General features: G+C 70.6%; 15 protein-coding genes. 5 read left to right on the top strand and 10 right to left on the bottom strand.

Going from position 1 to position 12,759, the window contains the following annotated elements; translation table 11 throughout:
- Positions 1 to 20: 20 nt before the first annotated feature.
- The 5 genes from AB0H54_RS24545 to AB0H54_RS24525 form a co-directional block, all read right to left on the bottom strand.
- The gene (locus tag AB0H54_RS24545; RefSeq protein ID WP_355277017.1) at positions 21 to 611 is read right to left on the bottom strand and encodes an ATP-dependent Clp protease proteolytic subunit; all 591 of its coding nucleotides are present in this window, start codon (positions 609 to 611) and stop codon (positions 21 to 23) included.
- A 28-nt stretch (positions 612 to 639) separates the two neighbouring features.
- The gene (locus AB0H54_RS24540) at positions 640 to 1,245 is read right to left on the bottom strand and encodes an ATP-dependent Clp protease proteolytic subunit (protein WP_355277019.1); all 606 of its coding nucleotides are present in this window, start codon (positions 1,243 to 1,245) and stop codon (positions 640 to 642) included.
- 99 nt (positions 1,246 to 1,344) lie between these two features.
- Positions 1,345 to 1,806 carry an SRPBCC family protein gene (locus AB0H54_RS24535; protein WP_355277020.1) on the bottom strand — a complete coding sequence of 154 codons (462 nt, stop codon included), beginning with the start codon at positions 1,804 to 1,806 and terminating at the stop codon, positions 1,345 to 1,347.
- A gap of 149 nt (positions 1,807 to 1,955) precedes the next feature.
- Positions 1,956 to 4,547 carry an aminopeptidase N gene (gene pepN / locus AB0H54_RS24530; RefSeq protein WP_357348149.1) on the bottom strand — a complete coding sequence of 864 codons (2,592 nt, stop codon included), beginning with the start codon at positions 4,545 to 4,547 and terminating at the stop codon, positions 1,956 to 1,958.
- 165 nt (positions 4,548 to 4,712) lie between these two features.
- Entirely contained in the window at positions 4,713 to 5,660 is a 948-nt protein-coding gene (locus tag AB0H54_RS24525; RefSeq protein WP_357348147.1) for an NADP-dependent oxidoreductase, read from the bottom strand.
- A gap of 70 nt (positions 5,661 to 5,730) precedes the next feature.
- On the opposite strand from AB0H54_RS24525, the gene AB0H54_RS24520 reads away from it, so the two are divergent.
- Together AB0H54_RS24520 and AB0H54_RS24515 are read left to right on the top strand one after the other, a co-directional pair.
- On the top strand, positions 5,731 to 6,687 hold the full coding sequence (locus tag AB0H54_RS24520; protein WP_357348145.1) for a helix-turn-helix domain-containing protein: 957 nt from the start codon (positions 5,731 to 5,733) through the stop codon (positions 6,685 to 6,687).
- A 134-nt stretch (positions 6,688 to 6,821) separates the two neighbouring features.
- The gene (locus tag AB0H54_RS24515) at positions 6,822 to 7,646 is read left to right on the top strand and encodes a phosphoribosylaminoimidazolesuccinocarboxamide synthase (protein WP_357348143.1); all 825 of its coding nucleotides are present in this window, start codon (positions 6,822 to 6,824) and stop codon (positions 7,644 to 7,646) included.
- A gap of 18 nt (positions 7,647 to 7,664) precedes the next feature.
- On the opposite strand, the gene AB0H54_RS24510 is transcribed toward AB0H54_RS24515, so the two are convergent.
- Positions 7,665 to 8,021 carry a helix-turn-helix domain-containing protein gene (locus tag AB0H54_RS24510; RefSeq protein ID WP_357348141.1) on the bottom strand — a complete coding sequence of 119 codons (357 nt, stop codon included), beginning with the start codon at positions 8,019 to 8,021 and terminating at the stop codon, positions 7,665 to 7,667.
- Between the two features lie 50 nt (positions 8,022 to 8,071).
- Between AB0H54_RS24510 and AB0H54_RS24505 the strand changes: the two genes are divergently transcribed.
- Positions 8,072 to 8,965 (top strand): NAD(P)-binding domain-containing protein, encoded by an 894-nt coding sequence (locus AB0H54_RS24505; RefSeq protein ID WP_357348139.1) that lies wholly within the window; start codon positions 8,072 to 8,074, stop codon positions 8,963 to 8,965.
- A 114-nt stretch (positions 8,966 to 9,079) separates the two neighbouring features.
- Here AB0H54_RS24505 and AB0H54_RS24500 read toward each other — a convergent pair whose 3' ends face one another.
- Positions 9,080 to 9,790: an NAD(P)H oxidoreductase gene (locus AB0H54_RS24500; protein ID WP_357348137.1), complete on the bottom strand. Its 711-nt coding sequence runs from the start codon at positions 9,788 to 9,790 to the stop codon at positions 9,080 to 9,082.
- A 126-nt stretch (positions 9,791 to 9,916) separates the two neighbouring features.
- Here AB0H54_RS24500 and AB0H54_RS24495 point away from each other — a divergent pair, with 126 nt between their 5' ends.
- Positions 9,917 to 10,864, top strand: coding sequence for an AraC family transcriptional regulator (locus AB0H54_RS24495; protein WP_357348135.1), 948 nt, complete (start codon positions 9,917 to 9,919; stop codon positions 10,862 to 10,864).
- Here AB0H54_RS24495 and AB0H54_RS24490 read toward each other — a convergent pair whose 3' ends face one another.
- Genes AB0H54_RS24490 through AB0H54_RS24480 form a run of 3 tightly spaced genes read right to left on the bottom strand, consistent with a single transcriptional unit; the run spans position 10,865 to position 12,254 of the window.
- Positions 10,865 to 11,296, bottom strand: coding sequence for a nitroreductase family deazaflavin-dependent oxidoreductase (locus tag AB0H54_RS24490; RefSeq protein ID WP_357348133.1), 432 nt, complete (start codon positions 11,294 to 11,296; stop codon positions 10,865 to 10,867). It abuts the gene before it with no gap.
- A gap of 45 nt (positions 11,297 to 11,341) precedes the next feature.
- The gene (locus AB0H54_RS24485) at positions 11,342 to 11,818 is read right to left on the bottom strand and encodes an NUDIX domain-containing protein (protein WP_357348131.1); all 477 of its coding nucleotides are present in this window, start codon (positions 11,816 to 11,818) and stop codon (positions 11,342 to 11,344) included.
- Between the two features lie 25 nt (positions 11,819 to 11,843).
- On the bottom strand, positions 11,844 to 12,254 hold the full coding sequence (locus tag AB0H54_RS24480; RefSeq protein WP_357348129.1) for a MarR family winged helix-turn-helix transcriptional regulator: 411 nt from the start codon (positions 12,252 to 12,254) through the stop codon (positions 11,844 to 11,846).
- A 72-nt stretch (positions 12,255 to 12,326) separates the two neighbouring features.
- Here AB0H54_RS24480 and AB0H54_RS24475 point away from each other — a divergent pair, with 72 nt between their 5' ends.
- Positions 12,327 to 12,752, top strand: coding sequence for a MarR family transcriptional regulator (locus tag AB0H54_RS24475; RefSeq protein ID WP_357348127.1), 426 nt, complete (start codon positions 12,327 to 12,329; stop codon positions 12,750 to 12,752).
- Positions 12,753 to 12,759: the final 7 nt, after the last annotated feature.

Here is a 12,759-nt window from a genome sequence, read left to right as displayed (position 1 = left end):
GCATGCGCACAGCCCGGCGCTCACTCCCGCTCGTGCAGTACGCGGTCGACCAAGCCGTATTCCAGCGCCGTCTCGGCGGTGAACACCCGGTCCCGGTCGGTGTCGCGGCGCAGGGTCTCCGGCGTCTGCCCGGTGTGCTTGGACAGGATCGCCTCGATCGCCGCCCGCATCCGGACGATCTCGTCGGCCTGCAGGATCAGATCCGGGATGGTGCCCTGGCCGCGAGTCGCGGGCTGGTGCAACACGATCCGGGTGTGCGGCAGCATCGCGCGATGCCCGGCCGCGCCACCGGCCAGCAGCACAGCGCCGACCGCGATGGCCTGGCCGACGCAGGTGGTGTGCACGGGCGCCTTGATGAAACTCATGGTGTCGTAGACGGCGAGCATGGCGGACAGGTCGCCGCCCTCGCAGTTGATGTAGAGGCTGATCGGCTGGCCGGGGCTGTCGGATTCCAGGTGCAGCAGCTGGGCGATGAGCGCGTTGGCGACACCGGAATCGATGGGTGTGCCCAGGTAGACGATGCGCTCGCTGAGCAGGTGCGAGTAGATGTCGGTGATCCGCTCACCGCCGCGATGCTGGGAGACGACATTGGGGATCGTGTAGCTGGTCATGAGAAATCTCCTCTGCGGGAACCGTGGCTCAGGCCGTGATGCCGATGCGGTGGCGGTTGGGGACGACCTGGTCGAACGATTCGACGATGTGGTCGATGAAGCCGTAGTCCTTGGCCTGGGTGGCGGTGAACCAGCGGTCGTGCAGGGAGTCCTCGTAGATCCGGTCGAACGGCTGACCGGTGTCGGCGGCGATCAGGCCGAGCACGGTGTCGACGGTGTAGCGCAGATCGTCGGCCTGCACCTCGACTTCCACGGCGCTGCCGCCGATGCCGGCCGAGCCCTGGTGCATGAGGATGCGGGCGTGCGGCAGCGCGAACCGGCGGCCCGGCGTGCCGGAGGAGAGCAGGAATTGCCCAGCGCTGCAAGCCAACCCGAGGGCGAGGGTGGAGACCTCGCACGGGACCAGCCGCATCACGTCGCGGATGGCGAGCATCGAGGGCACCGAGCCGCCGGGGGAGTGGATCCACAGCGAGATCGGGGCCTCGGGGCTCTGCGCGGCCAGCGTGAGCAGCTGGGTGATCAGCAGGGTGCCGTTGTCGTCGTCGAGCGCGCCGTCGAGCACGAGGATGCGGCGGCCGAACAGTTGTTCGCGGGCTCGCCAGCTGAACATCGGGGTCTTGTCGTCGTGTGCCATGCGTCCACGGTGCCTCGCGCGCACCGGGTTTCGCCGCCGTTGCTGCTGCCGGCAGATCCGCTCACAGCAGCAGAGGCGGCCCGCCGGGGTGGCGCTCGATCAGCCCGCGGTCGGCTCGGCCACGGTCAGCTCCTTCGCGCAGATGTCGAGGATCTGCCCGAAGATCCTGGCGACCACCGGCGCCGCCAGCCTGCGCGTGACCGGTCCGGCGAGCAGCGGCACCTTCGCCTCCATGGTGGTCGTCCAGACGACCCGTGTGCCGCCCGGCACGGTCGTGAAGGTCATGGTGCCGCCCTCGTGCCGTGACGGCGGAACGCTGCGGGTGACCAGGTAGTCGAACGAGAACGGCGGGTCGTAGCGTGTGATCCGCTCCTCGAGGTGGCCGATCAGCCAGGTGTGCCGCCGGATCGCGCCGACCCCGTACGGCGCGCCCTGACCGGGGTGGGCCAGCCGGTTGCGCAGCACCCAGAACGAGCGCTCGTAATTCGTCGTGGTCGCGCACCAGTCGAAGACCTGATCGATCGGCGCCGCGATCACCCGCTCGACAGCGATGGTTTCCATCCCGCTTCTCCTTCGAAGACCGACATGGAGGTGATCCCCCGGGTCGGAGCCTACCCGCCGGATCCGCCGACGTGGCGAAATGCGTTGAGCCACAGCGAGAACACGACAGGCCCCGATCCGCGGGAGATCGGGGCCTGTCCTGGTGTCACCTACTTGGCGTCGAACTCGCGTGCGCGCAGCGACCGTTCGATCCCGGCACGGCCCTCGGAGACCAGGCGGTACAGGGCGGGCGGATGGTCGCCCGCCAGGAACTCGTCGGCCTTGGCGACCGCGTCCTCGCTGATGGCCCAGTGCGGGTACAGGCCGATGACGACGGTCTGGGCGACCTCGCTGGACCTGCGCTCCCACACCGCCGGGATGTCGGCGAAGTACTTGTCCACGTACGGCGCGAGCAACGCGCCCTGCCCGGCGGGCGCGAAGCCGCCGACGATGGCGCGCGCGGTGATGTTGGGCACCGAATCGTCGCCCATCACCGTGTTCCAGGCCTGCGCCTTCACCTCGGCGATCGGCCGCGCGGTGGCCGCCGCGGCGGCCTGGCGCTTGCCCGCCGCGGTCGGGTCGCCTGCCAACTCGGCGTCGATGGTCGGCGCGTCGACCCCGTCGGCGTCGATCTGCCCCGAGGCCGCCAGCGCGGTGACGACGCGCCAGCGCAGGTCGGTGTCGACGGTGAGCCCGGCCAGCCCGGCCGCCGCGGCATCGCCGTCGAGCAGCTGCGTCAGCACGCCGGTGTGGCGCGGCTCCAGCTTCGCGCCGGTGAGGGCGTTGACGAAGGCGAGCTGGTGATCCGACCCCGCCTCGGCCGCGCGGGCCAGCTCGAGCAGCCGGTCGGCGAAGCCGGGCCAGCCCTCCTGCTCGGCCCACCCCGGCTCGGCGTAGCTGGAGATGGCGGTGGCGGCCTGCATGAGCAGCCGCTGCACCACGCCGATCTCGGACTCCGCGCCGATCCCGCGCTGCACCAGCGCGACGAAATCACGCGCCTTCATCTCGGCCTGGCGGGTCATCTCCCAGGCCGCCGACCAGGCCAGCGTGCGCGGCAGCGAATCGGCGATGTCACCGACGCGCTGCACCACGACGTCGAGCGAGTCCGGGTCCAGGCGCAGCGAGCAGTAGGTGAGGTCGTCGTCGTTGACGAGCACCAGCTGACCGCGCGGCACCCCGGCCAGCTCCGGCACCTCGGTGCGCCCGGTCGCGTCGAGATCGAGCTCGACGCGGTGGGTGCGTACCAGCTTGCCGTCGACGTCGTCGTAGACGCCGATCGCGATGCGGTGCACGCGGTGCTCACCGGCACCGGGCTCGGCGCCCTCCTGCACCACGGCGAAACTCGCGAACGTGCCGTCGGCGGCGACGAGGAAGTCCGGGCGCAGGATGTTGAGGCCGGTGGTCTTGAGCCACTGCGCACCCCAATCCGACAGGTCACGCCCCGACGCCTGCTCCAGCGCGGCGAGCAGATCGTCGAACGTGGCGTTGCCGTAGGCGTGTTCGGCGAAGTAGGCACGCAGCCCGGCCAGGAACGGCTGCAACCCGACGTAGGCGACGAGCTGCTTGAGCACGCTGGCGCCCTTGGCGTAGGTGATGCCGTCGAAGTTGACCTCGACCGCGTGCAGGTCGGGGATGTCGGCGGCGATCGGGTGCGTCGAGGGCAGCTGGTCCTGGCGGTAGGCCCAGGACTTCTCGACATTCGCGAATGTGGTCCAGGCGCTGGTGTATTCGGTGGCCTCGGCCTGGCACAGCACCGAGGCGAAGGTCGCGAACGACTCGTTGAGCCACAGGTCGTCCCACCACTTCATGGTGACCAGGTCGCCGAACCACATGTGCGCCATCTCGTGCAGCACGGTCTCGGCCCGGCGCTCGTAGGACGCGCGGGTCACCTTGGAGCGGAACACGTAGTCCTCGAGGAAGGTGACCGCGCCCGCGTTCTCCATCGCGCCCGCGTTGAACTCCGGCACGAACAGCTGGTCGTACTTGCCGAAGGCGTACGGCACACCGAAGTTGTCGTGGTAGAAGGCGAAACCCTGCTTGGTCTCGGTGAACAGCCGCTCGGCGTCCATGTGCTCGGCCAGCGACGCGCGGCAGAACAGGCCGAGCGGGATCTCGCCGTGGCCGTCGGTGTAGGTGTCGGTCCAGGTGGCGTACGGGCCGGCGATCATGGCGACCAGATAGGTGCTCATCTTCGGAGTGGTCGCGAAGGTGTGCCGCACGACCGCGCCGACCTTGTGCTCCTCGGCGGTGGCGCCGTTGGAGACGACCCGCCAGTCACCGGGCGCGGTGGCGACGATGTCGAAGGTGGCCTTGAGATCGGGCTGGTCGAAGCAGGCGAACATCCGCTTGGCGTCGGCGGTCTCGAACTGCGAGTACAGGTAGACGTTGTCGTCGGCCGGGTCGACGAAGCGGTGCAGACCCTCACCGGTGTGCGAGTACTCGCAGTCCGCCTCGACGACGAGCTCGTTGGACGCGGCCAGCTCGGGCAGCGTGATGCCGGTCGACTCGTCGTAGTCGCTGATGTCCAGCGGGGTCCCGTTCAGCACGGCCGAGCGCACCCGCGGCGCCACCAGGTCGATGAACGTGCTCGCGCCGGGGGTGGCGGTGAAGGTGACCGTGGTCTTCGAACCGAAGGTGTCCGACACTTCCGAGCCCGCGCTTCGCGGCTGGTCGGTGAGGTCGAGTTCGATCCGGTAGTTCTGCACGGCCACCGTCGCGGCGCGTTCGACCGCCTGGTCGCGGGTGAGATTCGGGGCGGACATAGATCTCCTTCGTCGTCGACGAACACGGCACGGCTCGGCGTTCCGGTCGGCACCGGAGCGCACATCAGCGTCCACAATGCCACTTGCCGTCGAGCACCGCTCACGAGTTTCCCGCCACCCGCGCGCCGACGGCGCCGCCACCCGCTGGTGGCGGCGCCGATCGCGTCAGCGCACCGTGACGACGAGTTTTCCGAGCGTCCGATCCGTCTCTCCGAGCGCGTGCGCCTTCGCCGCCTCGGCCAGGGGGAACACCCCGGCGATGGTCGGGCGCAGCGTGCCCGCGGCGAGCAACTCGGCGATCGCGCTCATCCCGGCGTGGTCGGCCTCCACCAGCAGTTCGGCGTAGCGCACCCCACGGCGGTCCGCGTCGGCGCGCAGGTCGGCGTCGCCGGTCGGCAGGATGGTGACCAGCACGCCACCGGGCCGCAGCGTCGGCAGGGAGCGGCGGGCGTTCGCCGCGCCGAGGGTGTCCAGCACGACGTCCACGTCGGTGACGGCCGTGGCGAAATCCACGGTCCGGTAGTCGATCAGTTCGTCGGCGCCGAGTTCGCGCAGGTGCTCGTGTTTGGCGGCGCTCGCCGTCCCGATCACGTACGCGCCGCGGGCCTTCGCGATCTGCACCGCCAGATGCCCCACGCCGCCGCCCGCCGCGTGGATCAACACCCGCTGTCCCGCCGCGACCCGCGCGGTATCGACCAGGGCCTGCCACGCGGTGAGCGCGGCCAGTGGTGTCGCCCCGGCCACGGTGTGGTCGACCTGGCTCGGCTTGCGCGCGAAGGCCCTGGCCGGACCGGTGACGTACTCCGCGAGCGAGCCGTGGCCGTGCGGGTAGGGCAGCATGCCGAATACCTCGTCACCCGGCGCGAACAGGGTGACGCCCACCCCGACGGCCGCCACGGTGCCCGAGACATCCCACCCGAGGACGAACGGCGGCGGGGGCAGGAACAACCCGGACCGCGCCCGGTGTTTCCAGTCGGTGGGGTTGAGGCCCGCCGCGTGCACCCGGACCAGGACTTCGCTCGGACCTGGTGTGGGACGGGGCAATTCGATCTCGCGCAGCACCTCGGGTCCGCCGAGGGAGTCCTGACTGATGGCGCGCATGGTGTCGGTCATGGGGTCAACGGTGCCGGGTGGCGGCCGCCGGGGAAATGGCATGAAAGTCATCATCCGATAGAATCGTGCCATGCATCGTGTGGTGGTCCTGGCGCTCGACGGCGTCTACCCGTTCGAACTCGGCACCCCGCAGCGCGTCTTCGGCACCATCGACGACCGCTACGAGGTGCTCACCTGTTCCGTCGACGGGCGGCCGGTGCGGACCTGCGCCGACTTCCGGATCGCCGTCGAGCACGGGCCCGAACTGCTGGCGACCGCCGACACGGTGGTGATCCCCGCGTCCGACATCACCGAGGCGCTCGCCGGGCTCGGCGCGGTGACCAGGGGCGCGCTCGCGCGGATCCGGCCCGGCACGCGCATCGTGTCGATCTGCACCGGCGCGTTCGTCCTGGCCGCGGCGGGTCTGCTCGACGGCAGGCCCGCGACCACGCACTGGCGGATGGCCGCGTTGTTCCGCAGGCACTTTCCCCTGGTGCGGCTCGACCCGGACGTCCTGTTCGTCGACGAGGGCGATGTCCTGACCTCGGCGGGCGCGGCCTCCGGGGTCGACCTGTGCCTGCACATCGTGCGCGCCGATCACGGCAGCGCGGTGGCCAACGAGGTGGCGCGCCGCTGCGTGGTGCCGCCGTGGCGCGAGGGCGGGCAGGCGCAGTACATCGACCTGCCGGTCCCCGATCCGGCGATGGCGAGCACCGCCGCGACCAGGCACTGGGCCATGGAGAACCTGGCGCTACCGCTGACCATGGCCGACCTCGCCCGGCACGCGGGCATGAGCAGCCGCACCTTCGCCCGCCGCTTCGGTGACGAAGTGGGCCTGAGCCCCGGCCGCTGGCTCACCCAGCAGCGCGTGGTGCGCGCCCGCGACCTGCTCGAGGCCAGTGAGCTGTCGGTCGAGCAGATCGCGGGCCGGGTCGGCTTCGCCACCGGAACCTCGCTGCGCCAGCACTTCCAGACCGCGATCGGCGTCGCTCCGCTGGCCTACCGCCGGACCTTCCGCCGCAACGACGGCGACCGCGCGAGCGCGTGACCGGACCACCGGTGACGAGAGCGCGCCGCCACGGAATGTGACCGGCCTCGCGTCGCGGTGACCAGGCCCGATCGGGGTGCGGGGCTGCCGGTAGAGTTCCGGGCAAACCGCACCCAGGATTCGGAGGCTCGACGTTGAAGCATGTGCACGCCGGGAAAGTTCGCGACCTCTACGAGGACGGCGACACCCTGCTGCTCGTCGCCTCGGACCGCGTCTCGGTCTACGACGTCGTGCTGCCGACCCCGATCCCGGACAAGGGCGCGCTGCTGACACAGCTGTCGAACTGGTGGTTCGAGTACTTCACCGGCATCCCCAACCACGTGGTCTCGGCGACCGACGTGCCCGCCGAGTTCGCCGGGCGCGGCATCCGGGTCAAGCCGCTGAAGATGGTGCAGGTCGAGTGCATCGCGCGTGGCTACCTGACCGGCTCGGGGCTCAAGGAGTACCAGCAGTCGGGCACCGTGTCGGGCATCGCCCTGCCGCCGGGGCTGCGCGACGGCGACAAGCTGCCCGAGCCGATCTTCACCCCCTCCACCAAGGCCGCCGAAGGGCACGACGAGGCGATCAGCTTCGCCGACGTGGTGAACCAGGAGGGCCGCGAGGTCGCCGAGCGGCTGCGCGACCTGACCCTCGAGATCTACTCGCGCGGTGCCGAGCACGCGGCGAAGGCCGGCGTGATCGTCGCCGACACCAAGGTCGAATTCGGCTGGGACGGTGACGTGCTCACCCTCGGTGACGAGGTGCTGACCTCCGATTCCTCGCGCTTCTGGCCCGCCGACGAATGGGAGCCGGGCCGTGCCCAGCGCTCCTTCGACAAGCAGTTCGTGCGCGACTGGTCGACCTCCACCGGCTGGAACAAGGAGTACCCGGGCCCGGAGATCCCCGCCGACGTGGTCGAGGCGACCCGGCGCAAGTACGAAGAGGCCTACGAGCGCATCACCGGCCGGACCTGGAGCTGAGCGGCTCGCCGCGCTGGGTCAATGCACCGGCGCGGCAACGCCTTTGACCTCGCAGATGTGGTCCATGTTCGCGGTGCCCCACGCGCCGAGCGTGACGAGCGCCGCGTTCAGGGAGACTCCCAGGTCGGTGAGTGAGTACTCGACCTTCGGGGGCACCTGCGCGTAGATCTCCCGGTGGACGATCCCGTCGTGCTCGAGCTCGCGGAGCTGCTGGATCAGCATCTTCTCGGTGACGCCGGGCACCAGTCGTTTGAGGTCGCCGAAGCGCTGGGTGCCGGTGGACAGCGCCCACAGGATCAGCGCCTTCCACTTGCCGCCGACGACGTCGAGCGCGGCATCGATCCCGCACGAGTACGGACGCTCTCGCTGCTTCATGTTCGCCTTACTTACTTTTTGGTGAGTATTGGACTTGATAGTCGGTACTTGTGCAGTGTACCGCTACCGGCGAATCTGGGAGGGCGTTGCCGACCGGCAACGGGAGCTGCGAACCAAGGGGAACAATGACCAACTCGGCGACGGCACAGCGGGTTTCGGTGATCGGGCTGGGCGCGATGGGCACCGCGCTGGCGCGGGCGCTGCTGGCGGGCGGTCACCAGGTGACGGTGTGGAACCGCACCGCGGCGCGGGCGCAGCCGCTCGTGGCCGAGGGCGCGGTGCTCGCCGCGACCTCCGCCGACGCGCTGGCGGCGGCCGATCTGGTGATCCTGTGCGTGCTCGACGACACGGCGGCGCGCGAACACCTCGAGCCCGCGGCGGCGTCGCTGCGCGGGCGCACGGTGGTGAACCTGACCACCACCACGCCGGAACAGGCGCGAGCGCTGGGCCGCTGGGCCGCGGCCGACGGGATCGAGCTGATCGACGGCGGCATCATGGCGGTGCCGTCGATGATCGGCGGACCGGGCGCGTTCGTGCTGTACAGCGGCGCGAGCGCGGCGTTCGAGCGGTACCGCCCGGTGCTCGAGCTGTTCGGCTCGGCCGAATTCGTCGGCGCCGACCTGGGCGCGGCGGCCATGTACGACGTCTCGATCCTGGGCGGCATGTACGCGATGTTCGCCGCGTTCCAGCAGGGCGGCGCGATGGTCCGCAGCACCGGCGGCACCGCCGAGCGGCTGGCCGGGCTGATGGCCCCGTTCCTCCAGGCCATGGCGACCCTGCTCACCCAGCACGCGGTGGGCATCGACACCCCGGCAGACTTCGTGCAGGAACAGAGCGACGAATTCACCGCCGCCGCCATCGATCTGATCGACAAGGCGGCCGTCGAATCCGGCAATCCCACCGAGCTCTTCGGCGTGCTGCGGCGGACGCTCACCGGGCTGTGACGACGAGGCGGCTCGCTCGATCGCGAGCCGGGTCGGCATCGGACGGCCCGGCGACGCGGCCGGGACCGGCCGACCGTGTGGTGACCTCGCCGTCACCACACGGTCGCTGGGGGCTCAGGCGTCGACCAGCTGGGCGGCCAGGAACTCGTCGACGAAGCCCGCGGCCATCGCGTCGAACGCGGCGTAGTGCGCGGTGCGCGCGTCGCCGCTGATCGCCTCGCCGATCAGCAGATTGCCCTCGGCGTCGAGCGACTGCGGCTGCTCCTCGGCATCGGGCAGCAGCCGCACCCGCGAGTCGGCGAAGCCGCTGTAGTAGGCCAGACCCTCGCTGAGCAGGCCCTCGAGCACCGCCTGCATGCCGGGGACGATCGCGTCGTCGGCGGTGGCGCCGGCCAGACCGACCCACAGCACGCGCTTGCCGGCGAGCCGGGGCTTGCTGCGGCCGTAGGCGAAGCCGTAGTTCCAGACGCGATCGATCCAGCCCTTGAGGATCGCGGGCGGACTCTGCCAGTAGACCGGGAACACCACCACGACCACGTCGGCGGCGAGCAGGCGCCGCATGTGGGCCTCGGTCTCGGCGGAGTACTCCTTGTCCCGATGGCCCCAATCGGGCTGATCGGCGACGGTCATCCGCGGGTCGAAACCCTCGGCGTGCAGGTCGAGCAGGTCGACCTCGTAGCCGCCTGCGACGAGCCGGGCGGCGGACAGATCGGCGATGTGCGCGGTCAGCGAGTCGCGGCGATGGTGGGAGAGCACGACAAGCGCACGGCGAGTGTCGGATTCGGTCGGCTGCGGGGCGGTGGCGGTGGCGGGGGACTGCGACACGGTGGACTCCCTGTTTCGGTCGTGGCGGTGGGGCGTGCGCCCCGTGCCTTCGAGTACACCGTGAATCGCATGGACGATCTATGGGTGATCATCTCGGGTTGATAGGAGTTCGTCTACGCTGGTGGCATGGATCCGTTGAGTTCACTGCTGAGTGGCATCCGCGCCGACGGCTCGGTCCTCGCCCACGCCGTCCTGCGCGCGCCGTGGACGATCCACTTCGCCGACCGGGCCCCGCTGATCATGGTTTGCGTCCTGCGCGGCGGCGGCACCCTGGTGCTCGCCGACGGCTCGCGCACCCGGCTCGCCGCGGGCGACACCGCGGTGATCCAGGCCGGAGAACCGTTCCGGCTCACCGATATCGACACCGCCGCCGATCGCCCGCCGGTCGAGTACGAACTGTCGTGCTTCGTGCCGAACGGCTTCGGCCCGGCCGATCTGAGCTGTGCCACACCGGAGTTGATCGAGGCGGTCACCGAAACCGGTGCGCCGGAGGAGACCTCGATGATCGTCGGGGCCTATCGCGCCTCGGGCAGGCGGCACGAACGGCTGCTGCGCGCGCTACCGCCGGTGATGGTGGTCGCCGCCGACAGCGATGTGTGCACCTGGCTGGAGGAGTCGGCCGCCGAGGCGGTCCGGCACAGCGCGGGGTCGCAGGCCATGATGGACCGCCTGCTGGACTGGGCGCTGGTCTGCAACCTGCGCACCTGGCTCGCCGAGCAGCAGCACTGCGCGCCCGCCTGGTATCGCGGCATGGCCGACCCGGTGGTCGGCCCGGCCCTGGAGGCAATCCACGCCAGGCCGTTCCACCGCTGGACGGTCGCGAGTCTGGCCGCCGAGGCCGCCGTGTCCCGTGCGCTGTTCGCGAAGCGGTTCACCGAGGTGATCGGCGAACCGCCGCTGACCTACCTGACCGAATGGCGGATGGCCGAGGCCGAGGAACTGCTCGCCGATCCCGCGCGCAGCGTCGCCCAGGTCGCGACCAGCGTCGGCTACTCCGACGCCTTCGGTTTCAGCGCCGCGTTCAAGCGCTCGCGCGGCAGCAGCCCGACGGAATTCCGGGCCGCGCTCGTCTGATCAGGCGCGCGGGGTCAACAGGACCAGCGGGATCTCCCGGTCGGTCTTGGTCTGGTAGTCGCCGTAGCCCTTGTAACCCGCCACGACCCGGGGCCACAGCTTCGCCCGTTCTTCGGGCGTGGCGATGTGGGCCGTCATCGGGCGGGTCGGGCCGGTCTGCAGCGACACCTCGACGTCCGGGTTGTCGCGCAGGTTGAGGTACCAGGCCGGATGGGTCGGATCGCCGCCGCGCGAGGCGACGACGACGATGGTGTCACCGTCGACGACCGGCGCGGTCAGCATCACCTTGCGCGGGGTGCCGGATTTGCGGCCGATCGTGGTCAGTTCGAGGGACGGCATCCCGAAGATGCTCTTGCCGATGCGGCCGCCGGTGAGCGTGAGCAGGGCGCGGTGACCGGCGTTCATGATCTTCAGCTGCAAGTCGCTGGGCATGTCCGCAATCTACTCCGCTTCCGTGAACGGGCGGGGTGCCCGCGATCAGCCGAGCAGCTCGGTGAGGCGGGCGAGGAAGGGCCGCTGGCCTTTTCCGAGTTTGTCCAGCGCGGTGGCCGGATCGAACCAGTCCGCGCGGTCGATCTCGGGGAACTCGCGCAGCCGGCCGGAGCGGGGCGGCCACTCCATCTCGAAGGTCCCCGGGACCACCTCGGTCGGGTCCAGATCGCCCTCGACCGCCCACACGGTGACGGTCTTGCGCCGGTTGCCGCTGCCGTAGGTCACGTCGCCGAGTCCGGTCCACTCGCCCTCTGGGACCGGAAGGCCGAGTTCCTCGGTGAACTCCCTGGCCGCGGCCGCGCGCGCCGATTCCTCCTCGGGCACGTACTCGCCCTTGGGAATCGACCACGCCGAGGCGTCCTTCTTCGCCCACAGCGGGCCACCCAGGTGCCCGAGCAGGACTTCGATCCCGCCCTCGCCGCGGCGGTAGACCAGGACACCCGCGCTGAATACATCCGTCACGACGGAGAGTCTGCCAGGAACGCGGTCAGTCGAGGCCGTCGACGAAGCGGCCGAGCAGGCGGGCGAACTCGGCGCGGTCGGCGTCCGGCCATCCGGTCATCGCGCGGTCGAAGGCGCCGCGGCGGCGCTCGTGCGCGCGCTCGAGCAGGTCCCGGCCGGGCTCGGTGAGCACCAGCAGCGAGCGCCGGCCGTCGGATTGGTCGGCGACGCGGCGCAGGTAGCCCGCCGTCACGGCGGCGGCGACGAGCTTGCTGGCCCGGGGCTGGTCCACCGCCAGCGCGGCGGCCACCGTGGACACCGTCGGCTCGGTGGCGTCCTCGACGACGTCGAGCACGTCGAAGGCCTGCCCGCTCGGCGCGTCCGCCGCCAGAGTGCGCCGGGTCTGGTGCCGTCGGATGGCGATCATCGCCCGTTCGATTCGCTCGACCTCGTTCACGGGCTCATGCTACCGTCGAGCATGTACATGCAATAGAACATGTAGTTGCTGATAGGCATGAAAGGGTGTGCGATGACCGAGCGCAGGTTGATCGGCTACCAGGTCAAGCGCCTGGACCAGCTCATCGAGGCGAGCTTCGATCGGGCGGTCGAGAGCGTGGGGATGTCGCGGCGCGAATGGCAGACGCTGAACACGATCGCCCGGGAACCCGGCGCCGATCTGGTCGACGCGCTGCGCCCGTTCTGGGAATCCGACGGCGAGTCGATCGCGGACGTCACCGCTGCCTTGGCCACGCGTGGGTGGATCACCCGCGAGGCGGACGGCCGGTGGACCGTCACCGACGCGGGCGGGGCGGCGCACGAGTCCTCCGCGCGGTCGGTGGGGGCGATCCGTCGACAGCTGGCCGAGGGTGTCACCGAAGACGAATTCGCCGCGCTCACAGGCACTCTCGCGCGCATGATCGCGAACCTGGAGCGGGCGGGCAGGTCCGCTCCTTGAGCGTGGC

The organism is Nocardia sp. NPDC050718 (genome assembly GCF_040654235.1).
Lineage (GTDB): Bacteria > Actinomycetota > Actinomycetes > Mycobacteriales > Mycobacteriaceae > Nocardia.
The sequence above is the reverse complement of the archived record's forward strand: the minus strand, read 5'-3'. Positions and strand labels throughout refer to the sequence as shown.

Excerpts from the sequence above, each read along its gene's own strand:
- AB0H54_RS24535 (WP_355277020.1), bottom strand. The coding sequence starts at position 1,806 with ATGGAAACCATCGCTGTCGAGCGGGTGATCGCGGCGCCGATCGATCAG.
- AB0H54_RS24525 (WP_357348147.1), bottom strand. The coding sequence starts at position 5,660 with ATGACCGACACCATGCGCGCCATCAGTCAGGACTCCCTCGGCGGACCC.
- AB0H54_RS24510 (WP_357348141.1), bottom strand. The coding sequence starts at position 8,021 with ATGAAGCAGCGAGAGCGTCCGTACTCGTGCGGGATCGATGCCGCGCTC.
- pepN (WP_357348149.1), bottom strand. The coding sequence starts at position 4,547 with ATGTCCGCCCCGAATCTCACCCGCGACCAGGCGGTCGAACGCGCCGCG.
- AB0H54_RS24545 (WP_355277017.1), bottom strand. The coding sequence starts at position 611 with ATGACCAGCTACACGATCCCCAATGTCGTCTCCCAGCATCGCGGCGGT.
- AB0H54_RS24495 (WP_357348135.1), top strand. The coding sequence starts at position 9,917 with ATGGATCCGTTGAGTTCACTGCTGAGTGGCATCCGCGCCGACGGCTCG.
- AB0H54_RS24520 (WP_357348145.1), top strand. The coding sequence starts at position 5,731 with ATGCATCGTGTGGTGGTCCTGGCGCTCGACGGCGTCTACCCGTTCGAA.
- AB0H54_RS24540 (WP_355277019.1), bottom strand. The coding sequence starts at position 1,245 with ATGGCACACGACGACAAGACCCCGATGTTCAGCTGGCGAGCCCGCGAA.
- AB0H54_RS24490 (WP_357348133.1), bottom strand. The coding sequence starts at position 11,296 with ATGCCCAGCGACTTGCAGCTGAAGATCATGAACGCCGGTCACCGCGCC.
- AB0H54_RS24475 (WP_357348127.1), top strand. The coding sequence starts at position 12,327 with ATGACCGAGCGCAGGTTGATCGGCTACCAGGTCAAGCGCCTGGACCAG.